This is a genomic window from Anaeromyxobacter sp. Red801 (assembly GCF_049201065.2).
Classification (GTDB): Bacteria; Myxococcota; Myxococcia; order Myxococcales; family Anaeromyxobacteraceae; genus Anaeromyxobacter.
The window spans coordinates 1,966,876-1,985,315 of the sequence record NZ_CM181236.1 but is presented as its reverse complement, the minus strand read 5'-3'; the positions used below and the strand labels follow the sequence as shown (position 1 = coordinate 1,985,315).

Annotated in this window: 14 protein-coding genes and 1 pseudogene; 8 read left to right on the top strand and 7 right to left on the bottom strand. The window is 75.0% G+C overall.

Features of this window, described 5'->3' with window-relative positions; translation table 11 throughout:
• Window positions 1-37: 37 nt before the first annotated feature.
• The 4 genes and pseudogenes from ACOQFB_RS09055 to ACOQFB_RS09040 all read left to right on the top strand — a co-directional run bounded on the left by ACOQFB_RS09055 (window position 38) and on the right by ACOQFB_RS09040 (window position 6,711).
• Window positions 38-4,687: a GNAT family N-acetyltransferase gene (locus ACOQFB_RS09055; RefSeq protein WP_421610337.1), complete on the top strand. Its 4,650-nt coding sequence runs from the start codon at window positions 38-40 to the stop codon at window positions 4,685-4,687.
• Window positions 4,688-4,691: 4 nt separating this feature from the next.
• Window positions 4,692-4,799 (top strand): annotated as a pseudogene (locus ACOQFB_RS09050) (hypothetical protein); the annotation flags it as partial.
• Between the two features lie 79 nt (window positions 4,800-4,878).
• The gene (locus ACOQFB_RS09045) at window positions 4,879-5,823 is read left to right on the top strand and encodes a hydroxymethylglutaryl-CoA lyase-like TIM-barrel protein (protein ID WP_494492538.1); all 945 of its coding nucleotides are present in this window, start codon (window positions 4,879-4,881) and stop codon (window positions 5,821-5,823) included.
• Between the two features lie 39 nt (window positions 5,824-5,862).
• On the top strand, window positions 5,863-6,711 hold the full coding sequence (locus tag ACOQFB_RS09040) for a DMT family transporter (protein ID WP_421610336.1): 849 nt from the start codon (window positions 5,863-5,865) through the stop codon (window positions 6,709-6,711).
• Here ACOQFB_RS09040 and ACOQFB_RS09035 read toward each other — a convergent pair.
• The 3 genes from ACOQFB_RS09035 to ACOQFB_RS09025 form a co-directional block, all read right to left on the bottom strand.
• Window positions 6,697-7,890, bottom strand: coding sequence for a patatin-like phospholipase family protein (locus tag ACOQFB_RS09035; RefSeq protein ID WP_059436784.1), 1,194 nt, complete (start codon window positions 7,888-7,890; stop codon window positions 6,697-6,699). The two genes, ACOQFB_RS09040 and ACOQFB_RS09035, sit on opposite strands and share 15 nt — an antisense overlap.
• 46 nt (window positions 7,891-7,936) lie before the next feature.
• On the bottom strand, window positions 7,937-8,326 hold the full coding sequence (locus ACOQFB_RS09030; protein WP_059436783.1) for an ACT domain-containing protein: 390 nt from the start codon (window positions 8,324-8,326) through the stop codon (window positions 7,937-7,939).
• A 117-nt stretch (window positions 8,327-8,443) separates the two neighbouring features.
• Window positions 8,444-9,466 (bottom strand): D-cysteine desulfhydrase family protein, encoded by a 1,023-nt coding sequence (locus ACOQFB_RS09025; protein WP_421610335.1) that lies wholly within the window; start codon window positions 9,464-9,466, stop codon window positions 8,444-8,446.
• 516 nt (window positions 9,467-9,982) lie between these two features.
• Between ACOQFB_RS09025 and ACOQFB_RS09020 the strand changes: the two genes are divergently transcribed.
• A complete protein-coding gene (locus ACOQFB_RS09020) occupies window positions 9,983-11,284 on the top strand; it encodes a ligand-binding sensor domain-containing protein (RefSeq protein ID WP_421610334.1) in 1,302 nt (433 codons plus the stop codon).
• 22 nt (window positions 11,285-11,306) lie between these two features.
• On the opposite strand, the gene ACOQFB_RS09015 is transcribed toward ACOQFB_RS09020, so the two are convergent.
• On the bottom strand, window positions 11,307-11,822 hold the full coding sequence (locus ACOQFB_RS09015; RefSeq protein WP_494492577.1) for a DsbA family protein: 516 nt from the start codon (window positions 11,820-11,822) through the stop codon (window positions 11,307-11,309).
• Window positions 11,823-11,998: 176 nt separating this feature from the next.
• Between ACOQFB_RS09015 and ACOQFB_RS09010 the strand changes: the two genes are divergently transcribed.
• Genes ACOQFB_RS09010 through ACOQFB_RS09000 form a run of 3 tightly spaced genes read left to right on the top strand, consistent with a single transcriptional unit; the run spans window position 11,999 to window position 15,644 of the window.
• The gene (locus tag ACOQFB_RS09010; RefSeq protein WP_421610333.1) at window positions 11,999-12,604 is read left to right on the top strand and encodes a tRNA-uridine aminocarboxypropyltransferase; all 606 of its coding nucleotides are present in this window, start codon (window positions 11,999-12,001) and stop codon (window positions 12,602-12,604) included.
• Window positions 12,605-12,612: 8 nt separating this feature from the next.
• Complete coding sequence (gene tgt, locus ACOQFB_RS09005; RefSeq protein ID WP_421610332.1) at window positions 12,613-14,649, top strand: tRNA guanosine(34) transglycosylase Tgt; 2,037 nt, start codon at window positions 12,613-12,615, stop codon at window positions 14,647-14,649.
• On the top strand, window positions 14,646-15,644 hold the full coding sequence (locus tag ACOQFB_RS09000) for a YheT family hydrolase (RefSeq protein WP_421610331.1): 999 nt from the start codon (window positions 14,646-14,648) through the stop codon (window positions 15,642-15,644). Before tgt ends, ACOQFB_RS09000 begins: the two co-directional genes overlap by 4 nt.
• Window positions 15,645-15,647: 3 nt before the next feature.
• Here the strand turns inward: ACOQFB_RS09000 and ACOQFB_RS08995 are convergent, their stop codons facing one another.
• The 3 genes from ACOQFB_RS08995 to dsrP all read right to left on the bottom strand — a co-directional run bounded on the left by ACOQFB_RS08995 (window position 15,648) and on the right by dsrP (window position 18,439).
• Window positions 15,648-16,748: an acyltransferase family protein gene (locus ACOQFB_RS08995; protein WP_421610330.1), complete on the bottom strand. Its 1,101-nt coding sequence runs from the start codon at window positions 16,746-16,748 to the stop codon at window positions 15,648-15,650.
• Window positions 16,749-16,857: 109 nt separating this feature from the next.
• The gene (locus tag ACOQFB_RS08990) at window positions 16,858-17,151 is read right to left on the bottom strand and encodes a c-type cytochrome (protein WP_059436842.1); all 294 of its coding nucleotides are present in this window, start codon (window positions 17,149-17,151) and stop codon (window positions 16,858-16,860) included.
• A gap of 37 nt (window positions 17,152-17,188) precedes the next feature.
• Window positions 17,189-18,439: a sulfate reduction electron transfer complex DsrMKJOP subunit DsrP gene (gene dsrP, locus ACOQFB_RS08985; protein ID WP_421610329.1), complete on the bottom strand. Its 1,251-nt coding sequence runs from the start codon at window positions 18,437-18,439 to the stop codon at window positions 17,189-17,191.
• Window position 18,440: the final 1 nt, after the last annotated feature.

Below are 18,440 nucleotides of genomic sequence, written 5' to 3'. Positions count from 1 at the left end.
TCGACATGGCCGCACATCCGTGGTTTGTTGGGAGGGCATGTTCCAGGTCAAGCAGGAGTCCCCGTTCCCAGGGCTGGCCGACCGCTGGTCGGCCGCGGACGGCCCCGACGCCGAGACGCTGGAGCTGACGCGCGAGGCGCTCGCCGCCGTCCGGCCCGGCGACCGGGCGGAGGTCGCGCCGCTCGTCCGGATCCTGCTGGGCCGGCTGGACGGCCCCCGCCGCGCCCAGGCGCGCCGCGCGCTGCTCGCGCTCCTCGACGGCGCCCGCCGCCGGCTGTTCACCAGCCAGCTCCGGCCCGACGACGTGGACCCGTGGCTGGAGCTGCTCTTCCCGGTCATCGCCCGGGCCGACTGCACGCTCGGCGAGGTGCTCCGCTCGCGCGAGGAGACCGACCCGAAGACGGTGGCGATCCGGGTGCTCGGGCAGGACGCCTGCGAGCTGACGGTCGCGGACGTGGCCCGGCGGACGCGGGCCATCGCGCGCGGCGTCCTGGCGCTGGTGGACGACCACCCCGACGCGCGGGTGGCGATCCTCTCCGAGAACTGCCTCGAGGCGGCGCTGTGCGATCTCGCCTGCCTCACCAACGGCATCGTGGACTACCCGCTCCCCGCGAACGCGGTGGCCGAGCAGGTGGTGTTCATGCTGAAGCACTCCGGGGCGCGGGTGCTGCTCGCCTCCGACGAGGAGCAGGTCGCGAAGGTGCTCCCCTCGCTGCCGGCCCTGCCCGAGCTGCGCGAGATCGTGGTGTTCTCGCGCGCGGCGGCGGAGCGCAACGGCCTGCTCTCGCTCGAGCAGATGATCGGCCAGGGGGCGGACTTCGACGACGACGCGCGCGCGGCGCGCGCCGGCCGCGTCCGGTCCGGCGACGTCGCCACCGTGATGTACACCTCGGGCACCACCGGGAAGCCCAAGGGCATCGTCTTCACGCACCAGAACCTGGTGACGAAGCGGCTGGCGCGCGGGTACGCGCTGCGCGAGGTCGGCGAGGGGGACGTCTTCCTCTGCTACCTGCCGCTGTACCACACGTTCGGCCGCTGGCTGGAGCTGAGCGGCACGCTGTGGTGGGGCGCGACGTACGTGTTCGCCCGCTCCACCGCGCAGGCGTCGCTGCTCGAGGACTTCAAGCGGGTGAAGCCGACCGTCTTCATCTCGGTCCCGAAGAAGTGGATGGAGCTGCACGAGGCGGCGGTCTGGGAGGCCGCCTCCGACGACCCGGACGACGTGGCGGCGCACCTGCGCGTCATCACCGGCGGCCGGCTCCGCTACGGCCTGTCGGCGGCCGGCTACCTCGACCCGGTCGTGTTCCGCGCGTTCCACCGCGCGGGCACCGAGCTCTGCTCCGGCTACGGCATGACCGAGGCCACCGGCGGCGTGACCATGACGCCGGTGGGCGAGTACGTGGACGGCTCCATCGGCAAGCCGCTCCCCGGCATCGAGTGCCGCCGCGCCGACGACGGCGAGCTGCTCATCCGCGGCCCGTACGTCTCGCCCGGCTACTACCACCCCGGCCCGAACGACCACGGCGCCGACGCGGAGGGCTGGTTCGGCACCGGCGACCTGGTCTCCATCGACCCGGCCGGCCACTTCCACATCACCGGCCGCAAGAAGGAGATCTACAAGAACCGCCAGGGGCAGACCATCGCGCCGCAGCGCGTGGAGAACCTGTTCCGCGACTTCGAGGCCATCTCGCAGGCGTTCCTGGTCGGCGACCACCGCGAGTACAACACGCTGCTGGTCTGGCCGAACCAGCAGTCGGCCGCCGTCGGGGGCCGCTCGCCCGACGAGCAGCGCGAGCTGCTCGGGTCGCTCGTCGCGAGCGCGAACCGCTTCCTGGCGCCGTTCGAGCGCGTGGTGGCGTTCCAGGTGCTGCCGCGCGCCCTCGACGACGCGCACGGCGAGCTGACGCACAAGCTCACCTTCAAGCGCGAGGCGGTCGAGAAGAACTGGAAGGACCTCATCGACCGGATGTACGAGCAGAAGCACCTCGCGCTCGCGCTCGACGGCTTCTTCCTCCGCATCCCGAACTGGGTGCTGCGCGAGATGGGCGTGCTCCAGCACGAGGTGGCGCTCGACGCCGGCGTGCTCCGCGCCGGCGAGCGCAGCCTGCGCATCGGCCCCGATCCCGCGGCGCCCGGCGCGCTCCGCATCGGCGACCTCGGCTACGCGGCCGACGGCACCGTCATCGACCTGGGCGCGCTGCTCGCCCGCCCCTCGCTCTGGCTCGGGAACGAGGCCCTGCGCGCGTTCCTGGGCGAGGAGGCGTTCCTCTCGCTCGTGTCCCGCCGCCGGAAGGGCACCACCGACCTGCGCCTCGACGCCCGCCTCTGGCCCGCGCCGGCGCCGGAGCGGCTGCGCGACATGCTGGACGTGGTGGACGCCGGCGAGGTGACCTTCCACTCCATCCACGTGGCCGGCGAGCTGCTGCGCGCCGAGCGCCCCGAGGCGCGCCGCGCCATCAGCCACCTCCACATCGGCCTCGCCGCCGCGCAGAGCGAGCACGCCTCGCTGTGCCGCGCGCTGCTGCGCCGGGCCGCCGAGGCGCCCGACGAGGACGTGCGGCGCCGCGCGTTCCGGGTGCTGCTGCCCAACGAGGACGCGGCCGAGACGCTCGCCACGGTGCGCCTGTTCCTCGACCGGATGGGCGCGATGGCGCTGCGCGACGAGGACCTGGCCGACCTGGGCGAGCGCGGGCTCTCCGACGCGCAGGTCCAGGTGCTGCTCGCCCACCTCGCCTCCGACCGCGCCAACGCCGCCCCGGCGGATCCCTCCGACCGGCGGCTGCTGGTGGGCGCGATGCGCCTGCTCACCGCCTGCGCCATCGCGCACCCGGTCTACTTCGGCCGCGTGCGCGTGCCGCTCGCCCGCCTCACGCTGCACGAGGATCCCGAGGTGGCCGCCCGCGCCGGCGAGGAGCTGGACCGCCTGCGCCGCGGCTTCTCCAACTTCGTCGGCCCCAACCTGCGGCTCGCGATCGACCCGCAGACCGGCGTCGAGTACGGCTGGCACCACGTGCTGGTGTTCGACGACAGCGTGCCGGTGCAGGTGCGCCCGTCGCTGCTCTCGGCCTTCGAGGACGCCACCATCGTGCGCGCCTCGGTGTTCGAGCTGGGGCGCGGCGTGCTGCTCTCGCTCGCCGACATCCCGCCGGGCGGCCTGGCGGTCTCGCTGCTCGGCCGCCAGCACGGCAAGAGCGTCTACCGCGTCTCCATCCACACCCGCGCGCGCGAGGTGTTCGACTTCGCCATGAACGTGGCGGAGGACATGACCTTCGCCGAGCTGCGCCAGGAGGTGAACTGGCTGCTCGCCGCCGGGGCGCCGCCGCCGCTGGTGGAGAAGTTCGGCGGCTACTTCGCCGAGTGGGGCATCTTCACCGAGGAGTTCATCCCGGGGTCCGACGTGGAGCGGCAGGTGGCGCGGCTGGTGCGCCAGGGCGAGACGCGGCGCCTCCAGCTCCTCTGGCCGTTCCTGGTGTGGACCGCGGTGGAGGGGCACGTCCGGTTCTGGGACCGCACCGGGCGGCGGCTCGCGCTGCGCGAGCCCTCGCCGGCCGCGTTCATCGTGCCCTCGCACGACTACCACTCCGGCGCGCGGCTGGTGTCCATCTCCGACCGCTCCCCCTGCACCGGGTTCGACGAGCTGCTCGACCGGTTCGAGGAGACGTTCATCCAGCGCATCGAGCGGTCCCGCCCCGAGCTGAAGGGCGGCGCCGACGACGCCATCGTGCTCTCCGCGGTGGTGGAGGCGCTCGGGCTGGAGCGCGGCACCGCGCTGCTCGAGGAGGTGTCGCAGACCTCGCGGCGCGCCGTCGCCATCGAGACGTTCCTGGAGCGGCTGCGCGAGGACGGCTTCACCCCGCAGCGCGTCCACTTCGCGGCCCGGCGCTACCGGCGCTGGCTGGAGGTCAACCCCCAGGCGACGTTCGAGGCCCAGGGGAAGATGCTCGGCGAGCTGTGGGGCACCTACCGGCTCTCCGAGGTCGAGACCGCCTGGCCCGACACCCGGGTGCGCTTCTTCCGCCACACCGTGTTCGCGAACGTGCGCCCGGAGCTGGGCGCCGCGCTCGACCGGATCATGAACCGGGCCCGGGTGCTCCCCGCCGGCGGGCTGGACCTCGAGGAGCAGGTGGCGGCGGTGCGCAGCGCGGCCCGGCCCACCTCCGAGGAGGACTACTTCCTGGCGCGGATGACGTACCGGTACCTGGCGCCCACCGACGAGGTGGCGCTCATCTCCATGCCGTCGGGCGGCCACTACGTGACCGAGGTGGTGGTGGCGCTCACCGACGAGGCGGGGGAGCGCTTCACGGTGCGCGGCCCGGTGTCGCCGCGCGAGGTGGCGCGGCTGCTCCACATGTTCCACGAGTCGAACCTGCAGGTGACCTTCACCACCGAGCACGAGTTCCTGCTCTGCCTCGACCCGAAGGACACCGTGATCGGAGGGCTCTTCTACCGGCAGGTGGCGCCGGACCGCGTGCACATGGAGAAGCTGGTGGTGGGGCGGCGCCTCCGCGGGCGCGGCGTGGCCGACGGCCTGATGCGCGAGTTTGCGCGGCGGCTCAAGGCGCGCGGCGTGCGCCGGATGGAGACCGGCTACTTCCAGCCCGAGTACCTGCGCCGCTTCGGCTTCCGCACCGATCCCACCTCGGGCGGCCTGGTCCGCGAGATCGAGCCCGACGACTTCCCGCTCTAGCGCCATGACCAAGTCCACCTGGAAGCTCATCGACTCCACGCTCCGCGAGGGCGAGCAGTTCGCCCACGGGACGTTCCGCACCGAGGACAAGCTCGAGATCGCGCGCGCGCTCGACACCTTCGGCGTGGAGTACGTCGAGGTGACCAGCCCGGCCGCCTCGCCGCAGTCGCAGCGCGACGCGGCGCAGCATCGTGAAGCTGGGGCTGGGCGCGCGGGTCATCACCCACTCGCGCTGCGTCCTCGACGACGTGCGCGCCGCCATCGACACCGGCGTCCGCGGCATCGGCCTGCTGTTCGCGACCAGCCGCATCCTGCGCGAGTCGTCCCACGGCAAGTCGATCCAGCAGATCATCGACGCCATGGGACCGCCCATCGAGCTGGCGCTGAAGGCCGGGCTCGAGACGCGCTTCTCCGCCGAGGACGCGTTCCGCAGCGAGGTGACCGACCTGGTGGCGGTCTACCAGGCCGCCGAGCGGCTCGGCGTCCACCGCGTCGGCATCGCCGACACGGTAGGGATCGCCACCCCGCGCCAGGTCTTCGCGCTGGTGCGCGAGATCCGCCGCGCGGTCCGCTGCGACATCGGCTTCCACGGCCACAACGACACCGGCTGCGCCATCGCCAACGCCTACGAGGCGCTGGCCGCCGGCGCCACCCACGTGGACGTGGCGGTGCTGGGGATCGGCGAGCGCGTCGGGATCACCCCGCTCGGCGGCATCATCGCGCGCATGTTCTCGATCGAGCCGCAGACGGTGGCGGAGCGCTACCGCCTCGGCCAGCTCCGCGAGCTGGAGCGGCTGGTGGCGCGGGTCACCGGCATCGAGGTGCCGTTCAACAACTACGTGACCGGCGAGACCGCCTACTCGCACAAGGCCGGGATGCACCTGAAGGCCATGATGGCGAACCCGGGCTCCTACGAGATCATCCCCCCGGAGGCGTTCGGCCTCACCCGGCGGCTGATCCTGGGCAGCCGCCTCACCGGCCGCCACGCCATCGCCTACCGGGCGCGCGAGATGGGCATCACGTTCGGCGAGACCGAGCTGAAGGCGCTCACCAAGCGCATCAAGGAGCTGGCGGACGCCGGCGAGCTCTCCGAGGAGCAGATCGACCGGGTCCTGCGCGACTGGGTGACGGCCTGATCGGCGCGGGCGCCGCCCTCTGCTAGACTGCGCCGCCCCATGCTGCGCAGCCGCCTCCTGCTCCTCGCCGCCGCCGGCCTCTGGTCCACGGCCGGCGCCGCCATGAAGCTGTGCGACCTCTCCGGCTGGCAGATCGCCGGCGGCCGGTCGCTGGTGGCGGGCCTGTTCCTGCTGACCGCGGTGCCCCAGGCCCGCCGCCGCCCCTCGCGCGGCGTGCTGCTCGTGTCGGTGGCCTACGCGGCGACCGTCGTCCTGTTCGCGCTCGCGAACAAGCTCACCACCTCGGCCAACGCGATCTTCATCCAGGACACCGCGCCGCTGTGGGTGCTGCTGCTCTCGCCGGCGCTGCTCGGCGAGCGCCCCGCCCGCAGCGAGCTGCTCGCGGTGCCGGTCTTCGGCGCCGGGCTGGCGCTGTTCTTCCTCGACGAGCTGACGCCGGGACAGCTCACCGGGAACGTGGTGGCGCTCGGGTCGGGCGTGGCGTTCGCGCTCTGCATCCTCGGCCTGCGCCGGCTGAACGCCTCCGGCCCGCCGGCGCTGGTGTGGGGCAACCTGCTCGCGGCCGCGGTGGCGCTGCCGCTCTGGCCCACCGGCCCGGCGCCGCGGGCGCTCGACCTGGCGCTGGTCGCGTACCTGGGCGTGTTCCAGCTCGGCCTCGCGTACCTGTGCTTCGCCCGCGGGCTCGAGAAGGTCCCGGCGCTGGAGGCGTCGCTGCTGGTGCTGCTCGAGCCGGTGCTCAACCCGATCTGGACGTTCCTGCTGGCCGGCGAGCGTCCCGGCCCGTGGGCGCTGGCCGGCGGCGCGGTGGTGCTGGCCGCCACCGCCTGGCGCACGCTGGCGCCGGCGCTGCTCGCGCCCCGGCTGCGGGCCGGCTCACCGCGCGCGTAGGCCGCCCGCGGCGCGGCCGTTCCGCTCGCGCCGCTCCCCGGGCGACAGGAACTCCACGACCTCGGCCCGGCGCGCCATGGTGTCCGCGTAGCCGAGGTCCATGACCCGGTGCACGTACACCGGCTCGAAGGCCAGGTAGCTGAGCAGGTCCTCGCCCGCGTGGCCGGTCGCCCCGATGCCCTTCAGCAGGTAGCGGAGCATGCGCGGGAAGCGGCCGTACTCGTCGGCGGCGAGCTTCCCGAGGTCGAGCGACGGGCGGAGCACCAGCGCCGGCACCTCGCGCAGCTCCAGCTCGCCGCGCCCGAGCCGCTCGCGCGGGATGAGCGCCAGCGTCCGGTTGATGCGCTGGAGCCGCTCCACGTCGGAGTCGAGCGAGTCGAGGAACACCGCGTTCAGCAGCACGCCCGCGATCTCCGAGAGCGGCAGCGCGTCGTCCGCGCCGCGCACCTCGTCCCGCGCCGTCTCCGCGGCGCTGCGCAGGTGGCGCACGCTGATGGCAACGATCCGCTCCGCCCCGAGGTGGATGGCCGGGCTGAGCGGGCAGATCATGCGGACGCAGCCGTCCCCGTAGAACGTCCGCTCGATCCGCACCGGCGGGAAGAAGATGGGGATGGCGGCCGACGCCATCACGTGGTCGAGCGTGAGCCGCGCCCGCACGCCCACGCGCGTCGAGCGGATCCACGGCTCGATGTCCGGCGCGCCCTCGAAGAACGTCACGCCCGCGCCGGTGTGGTAGTTCGTGGCCGAGAGCGCCACCGCCCGCAGCCGGCCGGTGCGCAGGTGGCGCCGCAGCCGGCCCATCGGCAGCGCGCCGGCGAGCAGCGCGCGCAGCGGCGCCGGGTCGAGCAGGTAGTTGATCCCGGTCTTGCCGACGAGCCCGCCCGCGGACAGGTCGCGCAGCCACCGGCTCCCCACCCCGGCCAGCGCCAGCGCGCCGGTGCGGAACACGCGATCCGGCGTGAGCGAGGCCCAGGTGGCCTGGAGCCGCTCGGCGGCCGTCGCGAAGTCGCCCGCGCCGCAGCCCAGCACCGCGCCGTTGATCGCGCCGGCGCTGATCCCGGCCAGCACGCCGAACGGGATCGGCCCCGGCCCGGCGATCTCCGCCAGCGCGCGGAGCGCGCCGACCTGGTACGCCGCCCGGGCGCCGCCGCCCGTCAGGACGAGACCGGTGTGGCCCACGTCTCGAACCTAGCGCCGACGCCGCACCGCGGCACCGGCCGCGGCCTCACCGGAGCGCCCGCAGCGCGGCCGCGACATCGGCCACCGCGAGGTAGAGGTTCACCTGCTTCGCGCTGCCGGCGGTCCCGACGTAGGCGTACTGGACGTTGATGCCCTTCGCGCCCAGCCGGTCCGCGACCTCGCCCAGCGCGCCGGGCCGGTCCGGCAGCGTCACCTCGACGACCTCGTCCTCGGTGATCTCCCAGCCGTGCGCCGTCAGCGCCCGCCGCGCGGCGGCCGGCTTGTCCACCACCATCCGGAGGAAGCCGCGCCCGTCCAGCACGCTCGCCATGAAGGCGCGGATGCTCACGCCCTTCTGGCCCAGCGCGTCGGCGACCTCGCCCATCACCCCCGGGCGATCCGCCACCCACGCGGAGATCTGCTTGACCCTCGGCATCGCACGCCCCCTTCCGCGTCGCGGAACCACGGCGAGTGACCGGCCTCCCGGCTGCATACCGCCGGGGGGCCGTCCGCGCCATCCCCGCCCCGCGGGACCGAGGCCAGGGGTGCGCCGTCAGCCGGCCAGCGCGCTCGCGAACGGGAACAGGCCGAACGCGCCGCCGGTGTGGAAGAACACGACGCGCGGCGAGGGCAGGCCGCCCGGCTCGCGCGCCCGCGCGGCCAGGCCCAGCATCGCCTTTCCGGTGTAGACCGGATCGAGGAGCACGCCGTCCTCGCGCGCCGCGCGGCGGATGATCTCCAGCCCCTCCGGCGTGGCCTGGGCGTAGCCCGGGCCGATGAACCCGTCGTCGATCCGCAGCTCGTCCGCCGGCACCTCCGGCAGCGCCGGCCACCGGCGGCGCGCGTCCGCGCAGAGCGCCGCGGTGGTGGCGCGGAAGTACGCGGCGTCGTTGCAGACCGCGAAGCCCACCGGCCGCGCGTCCTTCCACCCCAGCGCGCGCACCCCGAGCTCGAGGCCGGCGCCGGTGCCGCCCGAGCCCGCCGCGTAGGCGAGCGTCAGCGGCCCGCTCCGCCACGCCTCCGGGAGCTGCCGCCGCAGCTCCGCGACGGCGAGCAGGTAGCCCAGGCTCCCCAGCGGCGACGAGCCGCCCTCCGGGATCACGTAGGCGCGCCGCCCGGCCGCGCGCAGCTCCGAGGCCACCGCGTCCATGAGCTCGGCGCGGCGCCGGTACTCCTCGTGCGAGACCCAGCGCAGCTCCGCGCCGGCCAGGAGGTCGAGCAGCACGTTCGCCTCGGGCGCGGGCGGCCGCGCCGGGTCCGGCACGCGCAGCAGGAGCACCGCGCGCAGCCCGCGCTTCGCGGCCGCGAACGCCGTGGCGCGGCAGTGGTTGGACTGCACGCCGCCGCAGGTCACGAGCGTGTCCGCCCCCGCCGCCTCGGCCTCCGCGAGCAGGTACTCGAGCTTCCGCGCCTTGTTGCCGGACAGCTCCAGGCCGGTGAGGTCGTCGCGCTTGTAGAGCAGGTCGAGCCCGAGCGCGGCCCCGAGCCGCGGCGAGGGCTCGATGGGCGTGGGCAGCCGGGCGAGCGGCACGCGCGGGGGCAGGTTCAGGGCGGCGGGTTCGCGGGTGGCCGGCATGGCGGGCTCCTCGTCCGGTCAGCGTAGCCCAGCCGGGCCGCCGGCAGGAACCGGGCCCGCGGGGGCCCATGGCCGGGCGGCCGACCGCTCCCGCGCGCGAGCGCCGGGCGGCCGGCGCTGCGCGGCCCGTTCACCTGTCGTGGAACGCGCCTTCCACCGATCGCCCACCGCCACCCACCTGCCGCCGCCATTCCGCCGCGGCGGCGCGCGCCGGGCGCTGGCCCGCCGCTCGCACAGCGGGCCGCCGTTCCTGCACGGCGCGCGGGCCGCGCATTCGACGACGGAGGGGAGATGCTCGGAAGAGGCGGCGCGTGGGTGGCGCTGGCGGTGGTGGTCGCGGTCGCGGTCGCGGGTTGCGGTTCCGGCGGGAGCACTCCCGCCCCGGTCACGCCGCCCGCTGGGGGCGGAGGAGGAGGCGGCGGCGGCGGCGGTGGGGGCGGCGGTGGGGGTGGAGGCGGCGGGGGCGGAGGGACCACCCCGCCGCGCTTCCAGTTCGGGACCCAGGGGCCCTGGGCGGTGGAGAACGCCACCTACGACGCGAGCGCCGGCATCCAGGAGACGCCGGTGGTCGGCCTCAGCACCGACGAGAACCAGAACCGGTGGCTGGCGACCCCCTCGGCGCTCTACCTCCTGCGGCCCGGCGAGACCCAGTTCCGCCGCTTCGACGAGCGCGACGGGCTGCACATGGGCGCGAACCGGATGCGCTACTGCCGCGACCGCCCGGTGCGCCCCGAGACGCCCTGCGCCGACGCCGACGTGAGCTGGGGTGTGGCGGCGCCCGAGGGCATCCGCTCCATCGTGGGCGGCGGACCCGACGAGGTGTTCGTCGGCTACCACGGCGTCCACGCGAGCGGCTGGGACTGCGCCGCGAACGGCGACGGCGAGGACTGGTGCGATCCCGACCGCCACAGCGGCAAGATCGACCGCGTCCGGCTGAACGCGGACGGGACGCTGTCGGTGGAGCGCTTCGACCTGCTGGCCGGCAACCACGGCGCGAAGTACTGGCACGACCGCTCCATCTACCGGATGGTCTACGACCACTTCGCCCACCCGCACACGCTCTACGCCGGCACCGAGCACGGCGTGGACCTGCTGTTCCCGGACAGGTTCCGGTGGCCGGATCCGCCCATGGAGTGGCTCGACTCGTTCAACGACGACTACATGGGCGACCACCTGCACGCCAGCGTCTGCAAGGACGCGCCCTGCGACGGCACCGGCGCGAACCAGCGGCTGGGCGACTGGGCGGGCCTCGCCATCGACGCGAACGGCGACCTCTGGCACGCCGGCAGGTGGGCCGCCGGCCTCATCACCTGGGACCCGGATCCGTTCCACTGGTTCGCCCGCAACGGCGCCGCGTTCAAGGTCGCGTTCGGCGATCCGTACTATCCCGACGGCACCGGCAACATGCCGGTGTTCCCGGTCGCGAACGAGGGGCACGACGTCCTGCTGACCGGGGTGGCGGTCTGCCCGGACGGCACGGTCTGGTTCTCCAGCGCCGGCCCGGCGGACGGGGTGATGGAGACGGTCGCCTCGTGGGACGGCCACCGCTTCACGCACTACCTGTCGAGCGCGCTCGGCCTGGGCGAGCGGCCGGTGCGCGACATCGCCTGCCTGCCCGACGGGCGCGTGGTGGTGGCCGGCTACACGACCGGGATCTCGATCTGGGATCCGGCCACCCGGACCTCCCGCTCGATGCGCGCGGGGAGCGGCCTGCCGAGCGACCGGGTGACCGCGATCGAGGTGGACCGGATGCCGGCGCCGCCGACGCTGCACGTCTCGACCGCCGGCGGCGCGGCGGCGATCCGCGTGCTGCCGTAGCCCGGCGCCGCGGCCCGGCCCGCTACGCGCGGGGCCGGGCCCCGGCGCGCCGGGCCGCGTCGGCGAGCACGTCGTACGGGCGGCAGCCGACCACCCGCAGCGCGGGGCCGAAGTCGAAGGTGGGGATGCCGGTGACGCCGGCCCGGGCCGCCTCGGCGCGGGCCGCGTCCACCGCGGCGAGCCGCGCCGGGTCCGAGCCCGCCGCCACCGCGGCGACCGGGTCGAGCCCGGCCTCGCGCGCCAGCCAGCGCAGGTCCTCGTCGGTCTCGATGCCCCAGCCGCGCCGCCAGTGCGCGTCGAACGCCACGGCCCGGTACGGCTCGAGGCGGCCCTGCTCCCGCGCGAGCTGCGCCACCGCCAGCGCCCGGCGCGTGTTGGGGATGCGGTCCGGCGGGCGCAGGTCGTCGATGCCGAAGCCCGCGGCGAACGAGCGCAGGTAGCCGGACATGGCCTCCGCGTTCGGGAAGCGCTCCGCCACCGCGACGCCGCCGGGCGGCGTGTCGGGGTGGAGTTCGTATCCCACCCACTCCAGCTCCAGCTCGTACTCGTCCAGCAGCCTGACCAGGCTGCTCCGCTCCGCGACGAAGCAGAACGGTCAGACGAAGTCGGTGAAGAGTCTCAGGCGCGCAGGCATGCGGGAGAGTTAACGGGAGGACGGCCCCGCTTCCACCCCACCGCGCGCGGCGCGGCCGCCCGTGGTAGATCGGCGTCGCCGTGCCCCCCGCCCCCGACCGCTGCCCGCGCTGCGCCTTCCCGATCGCGCTCTGCCTGTGCGCCGAGGTGCCGCGGCTCCGCGCCCCGGTGCGCTTCCTGATCGTGCGCCACGCCAGCGAGCGGGAGCGGATGACCAACACCGCGCGCTGGGCCGCCCTGGCGCTCCCCGGCACCGAGATCCTGGAGCACGGCCTGCCGGGCGAGCCCCTCGCGCTGCCCGACCTCGCCGCCGCCGGCGCGGTGGCGCTGTTCCCCTCCCCGGTCCCGACCCCGCCGCCCGCCGCGCCGCCGCGGCTGGTGGTGGTGCCGGACGGCACCTGGAGCCAGGCGCGCCGGATGATGCAGCGGATCCCCGCGCTCCAGCGGCTCCCGCGCCTGACGCTGGGCGGGCCGCCCGGCGGCCTGCGCCTGCGCCGGCCCCCGCGGGCCGACGGCATGTCCACGCTGGAGGCGATGGCCGGCGCGCTCTCCGCGCTGGGCGCCCCGGACGCGGCGGAGCGGCTCCTCGGGCTGCACGCCGTGGCGGTGGAGCGCGTCCTCAGGCTGCGCGGCACCTGGGAGGCCGGCTGCGCCGAGGCCGCGCACGGCCACCTCCCCCGCGCATAGGATCCGCGATGCCCTTCCGCTTCCACCCCGGCCCGAAGGACGCCGAGACCCGCGCCCGGCGCGGCACGCTCGAGACGCCGCACGGGCGCGTCGAGACGCCCGCGTTCATGCCGGTGGGCACCCGCGCCAGCGTCACCGGGCTCACCCCGGCCGACGTGCGCGAGGCGGGCGCCGAGATCATCCTCGGCAACACCTACCACCTGCTGCTCCGCCCCGGCCCCGAGGCGTTCCGCACGCTGGGCGGCATCCACCGCTTCATGCGCTGGGACGGCCCGGTCCTCACCGACTCCGGCGGCTTCCAGATCTTCTCGCTCTCCCACGACCGCGTCATCACCGAGGCCGGTGCGCGCTTCCGCAGCTACGTGGACGGCCGACCGCAGCTCCTCACCCCCGAGTCGTCGATCGCGATGCAGACGGCGATCGGCTCGGACGTGATGATGGTCCTCGACGTCTGCCTGCCGTCCACCGCCGAGGCGCCGGAGATCCGCGCCGCCATGGAGCGCACGCACCGGTGGGCCCTGCGCAGCCTGGCCGCGCGCACCAACCCCGAGCAGGCGCTGTTCGCCATCGTCCAGGGCGGCCTCGACCCGGCGCTGCGCGCCGCCTCGGCCGGCTTCCTCACCCAGCACCCGTTCGACGGGTTCGCCATCGGCGGGCTCGCCGTCGGCGACACCCGCGACGAGCGCGGCGACGTGGTGGCGCGCGCGGCCGAGCTGCTCCCGCCGGACCGCCCGCGCTACCTCATGGGCGTGGGCACGCCGCCCGACCTCCTCGAGGCCATCGGGCACGGCGTGGACATGTTCGACTGCATCCTGCCCACCACGCTCGCCTGGCAGGGCACCGCCTTCACCTCCACCGGCCGCGTGCGCCTCACCCGCACCGAGCACCGGCTCTCGGAGCTCCCGCTCGACGCAGCCTGCGCCTGCGAGACCTGCCGCGGCTGGAGCCGCGCCTACCTGCACCACCTGTTCAAGTGCCGCGAGCCGCTCGGGCCACGCCTCGTCTCCGTCCACAACCTGCGCCACTACCTCGACCTCATGCGCGGCGCGCGCGCCGCCATCGAGGCCGGCCGCTACGGCGCCTACCAGCGCGAGCGGCTCGAGGCGCTCGACCGCCACGAGCACGACCGGAGCGCGCGCCCGCCGGGCCGCCGCCGCCTGCCCGAGGCGCCCGCGTCGCCCGGCGCGCCGGCCGTGGCCGCGCCGCCGGAGGGCGCCCGCTTCCACCTCGTCGTGACCTCCCTGGGCGCGCCCGCGGTGCGCGACGCGGAGTCCGGCGAGGTCATGCACCCGGTGATCGGCCCGGCGGTCGAGGCGGAGCGGCTCTACGTGGCGCAGTCGCGCCTGCGCGAGCGGCTGGCCGAGCCGGGGCCGCCGCTGGTGCTGCTCGACGTGGGGCTGGGCGCCGGGGCGAACGCGCTCGCCGCGCTCCGCGCCGCCGCGGCGGCGCCGCCCGGCGGCCGCGCGCTGGAGCTCGTCAGCTTCGAGCGCGACCTCGGGGCGCTGGCGCTCGCCGCGTCCGACGACGGCGCGGCGCGGCTGGGCCTCGCGCCGGAGGACGTCGCCGCGGCGCGCGCGCTGCTGCGCGACGGCGCCTGGGGCTCGGGGCGGGCGCGCTGGCGGCTGGTCCTGGGCGACCTGCTGGAGACGCTGCCGCGGCAGGACCTCCGCGCCGACGTGATCTTCTGGGATCCGTTCAGCCCGCGCGCGAACCCCGGGCTGTGGACGCTGGCCGCGTTCGGCGCCGCCTGGGCGCGCTCCGGCCCGCGCTGCGCGCTGTACACGTACAGCACCGCCACCGCGACGCGCTCGGCCCTGCTGCTCGCCGGCTTCCGCGTGGGCGTGGGCGACCCGAGCGGCCCGAAGGAGCAGACCACCGCGGCCGCGACGCACCCGGCGCTCCTGGCGCGCCCGCTCGACGCGCGCTGGCTGGCGCGGCTCGAGCGCTCCTCGGCGCCGTTCCCGCCGGACGCGCCGCCCGACGCGCTCGCCCGCGTGCGCGCGCACCCGCAGTTCGCGGCGCGCCGCGAGGAGGAGGTCGCGTGACCGCCTACCGCCCGAGCCGCTGGCTCCCGGGCGCCCACGCCATGACGGTGTTCGCGAGCGTGGCGCGCCCGCTGCCGCGCCCGCCCGCCGTCCGCGAGCGCTGGGAGCTCCCCGACGGCGACTTCCTCGACGTGGACCGCTTCGCCGGGCCGGCCGCCGGCGCGCCGGTGCTGGTGGTCTGCCATGGCCTGGAGGGCTCGTCGCGCGCCCCGTACGTCCGCGGCCTGGTGGCGCTGGCGCTCGCGCACGGCATGGCCGCGCTGGCCATGAACTTCCGCGGCTGCTCCGGCGCGCCGAACCGGCTGCCGCGCTTCTACCACTCGGGCGAGACCGGCGACCTCGGCGAGGTGGTCCGGCGGCTGGCGACGGAGCGCCCGGGGCGCCCGCTGGTGCTCTCCGGGTTCTCGCTCGGCGGCAACGTGGTGGCGAAGTACCTGGGCGAGCGCGGCGACGACCTCCCACCCGAGGTGCGGGGCGCCGCGGTGGTGTCGGTGCCGTTCGACCTCGCCCGCTCCGCGCGCGCCATCGACGGCCCGGGCTTCTGGAACTGGGTGTACCGCGAGCGCTTCCTGCGGCGGCTGCGCGCCAAGGCGCTCGAGAAGGCGGCCCGCTTCCCCGACCGGCTCGACGCGGCGGCCATCCGCGCGGTCACCACCTTCGCCGGCTTCGACGGCGCGGTGACGGCCCCGCTCCACGGCTTCGCCTCGGCCGAGGACTACTGGACCCGCTGCTCGGCGGGGCGGTTCGTGGCGGGCGTCCGCCGGCCGCTGCTGGCGCTCGCCGCGCTCGACGATCCGATGGTCCCGGCCGACGCGCTGCCGATGGAGGCGGCCCGCGCCAACCCGTGCGTCGAGCTGGTGGCCACGACCGCCGGCGGGCACGTGGGCTTCGTCTCGGGGGCGCCGTTCCGGCCCAGCTTCTGGGCGGAGCTGCGGGCCGCGGCGTTCGCGGCGGAGCTGGCCCGCGCCGCGCCGGGCGCCGCGCAGGCCGGCTGAGGCTCAGGGATCGAGGGCGACCCGGTCCAGCGCCGCGCGCACCCGGCGCAGCCCGGCCGCGCCCGCGCCGCGGGCGTGCTTGAACGCGAGGTGGAGCCCGAAGCTCGCCGCGAGCACGATCGCCGCGACCAGCACCGCGTTCCACGCCGAGAGCGACGGGCCGATCCGCAGCGCGAGCCCGTGCCAGGTGGACCAGCCCCAGACGATGGGGATGTGGATGGCGTAGACGCCGAGCGACGCCTTGCCGACCGGCGCGAGGCGCGCGGCCGCCGCCGCGGGCACCGCCGAGAGCGCCGCCAGCAGCAGCAGCACCGCGCCGATCCGGTAGGCCACGAGGCCGGGGTGCGCGGGCGGCAGGTCCTCGAGCCCGGTCCAGAGCGTGACCGCGAACATGGCCGCGCCGGCCAGCGTGAGCGCCACGGTGCGGCGGCGCGCGTCGGCGGGGGCGGTGAGGCCGACCACCGCGCCGGCGAAGAAGTAGATGCACCACGGGAGCAGCGGGAACGGCGAGGTGCCGCCCAGCGCCTGCGCCACGGCCATGCCGAGCCGGGGGGACGGCAGCTCCGCCGGCGCGGGCAGCACCGGCGCGGGCGGCCGCATGGCGAGCGCCATCGCGAGCACGCCGAGCAGCGCGAACACGCCCACCTTCTCCCGCGACGTCCAGGGCAGCGCCAGGACCAGCGCCGCCAGGAACAGCGACACGCCGATCACGTGGAGCGCGTCGAACGCGAGCAGGTGACTCCACACCGCCGGGTCGCCGGCGCGGAGCTGGTCGATCCCCCACCCCGGCCAGCGCAGCCCGTAGCCGATCGCGAGCAGGAGCAGCACGCGGCCGAGCCGGCCGCGCGGGATGTCGAGGCCGCTGGCCCGGCCCCGACGGATCGCGACCGTCACCGCCCAGCCGGAGACCAGCATGAACAGCGGCGCGGTGAAGCCGCGCGCCTTCCAGTACAGGACCATCCCCGGCGCGGCCCGCGCCTCCGCCGAGAGCAGCGCGTCGAGCGTGTGGCCGAACACCATGGCCACCACGCCCACCGCGCGGGCGGCGTCCAGCGTCGGGATGCGGGGGGCCTTCGGGGGGATCGTGAGGCTGCCGTCGGACAAGGCGCTGCGCGCTATAGCACGGAACGGGCCACCGTGCAGGCGAAGCGGCGCCCGCGAGGGACGGGACCGTCCCCCGGGGGCGCCGCGGTGCTGCGGGGACCGGGAAGACCTACTTCAGGCCGCCCTTGACGTACTTCGCGACCGACTTCACCTGCTCGTCGCTGAGCTTGCCCTTGAAGCCGGTCATCTTGCCCTTGCCGTTCTCGACCACCTTCACGATCTCGGCCTCGGACAGCTTCACGGTGGTGAGGTCCTTCGCGCCGAGCGCCTTGCCGGCGGGCGCGCCCTTCCCGTCCTTGCCGTGGCACACGGCGCACTTCTGGGCGAACACGGCGGCGCCGTCGTCGGCGCGGGCGGCGGCGGCGAAGGCGGCGAAGGCGAGGACGGCGACGAGACGCTTCATGGTGACCTCCAGGTGTGGGTGCGGCGTGTGGACGCTTCTAGGGAACCGGGTACCCTGCCGCCGGCGCATGGCCGTGCGCGCGCTCGGGCGCCCTGAACGTACCGACGAGGATGGGCACCGCGATCTTCACCAGGATCGTGAAGGTCAGGAAGCCGATGCCGAACACCCCGCCCGCGACGCCCCACTCCATCCTGGTGGGCGTGTACTCGTAGATCTGGCCGAGCGTCGAGGGGGTGAACCCGGGGATGATCAGCCCCATCCCCTTCTCGATGTAGACGCCGGCCCAGATGAGCACGCACCCGATGTTCAGGGTGAGGAAGTTCTTGCGGGTCCGCGGCACGAGGAACAGCAGGAACGCGATCACGCTGCACGCGAGCGACAGCCAGGCGTACTTCACCAGCACCGTGTGCTCGCCGATCCCGCCCCACAGGTACTGCGTGTAGAGCAGGTGCTCGGTGGCCGAGTAGTACTCCTTGAACAGCTCGGCGCCGAGCAGGAAGAGGTTCAGGAACATCGCGTACGACATGAGCTCGGCGATCTTCCAGATCGCCTCGTCCTTGATGTCGAACTTGAACGCCTTCCGGAGCAGCTGGAACAGGATGATCATCACCGCCGGGCCGGAGCAGAACGCCGAGGCGATGAAGCGCGGCGCGAGGATCGACGCGTTCCAGTACGGGCGCGCCGCCATGCCGTTGTAGAGGAACGCGGTCACGGTGTGCGTCGAGATGGACACCGGGATCGAGAGCAGCACCAGCGGCAGGAAGATGCGCTTGTCGTAGTGCTCCCCGCGGTAGGTCTTGAACAGCAGGTACAGCACCAGCACCAGGTTGAGCCCCAGGTACGTGTTCAGCACCAGCGCGTCCCAGGTCAGCATCGACGCGGGCCAGTTGGGCGTCCCGATCAGCGGCGCGATGTGCAGGAAGCGGTCGGGGCGGCCCATGTCCACCAGGATGAACAGCAGCGCCATGACCAGGGCGCTGATGGCGAGCAGCTCGCCGAGGACCACCACCTCCTTGATGGGCTTCCACTGGTAGACGTAGGCGGGCACCACCAGCAGCACCGCCGCCGCGGCCACGCCCACCAGGAACGTGAAGTTCCCGATGTAGAACGCCCAGGACACGTCGTCGCGCATGTTGCTGGCGATGAGGCCGGTGGTGGCCTGGTGCGCGTAGGACACCACGCCCACCGCGATCATGGCGAGGAGGAACGCCATCCACGCCTTGTAGGCGCGGCCGCCCGAGAGCACCTGGCGGACGCAGCCCTTCACGAACTCGAGGATTCCGGACATC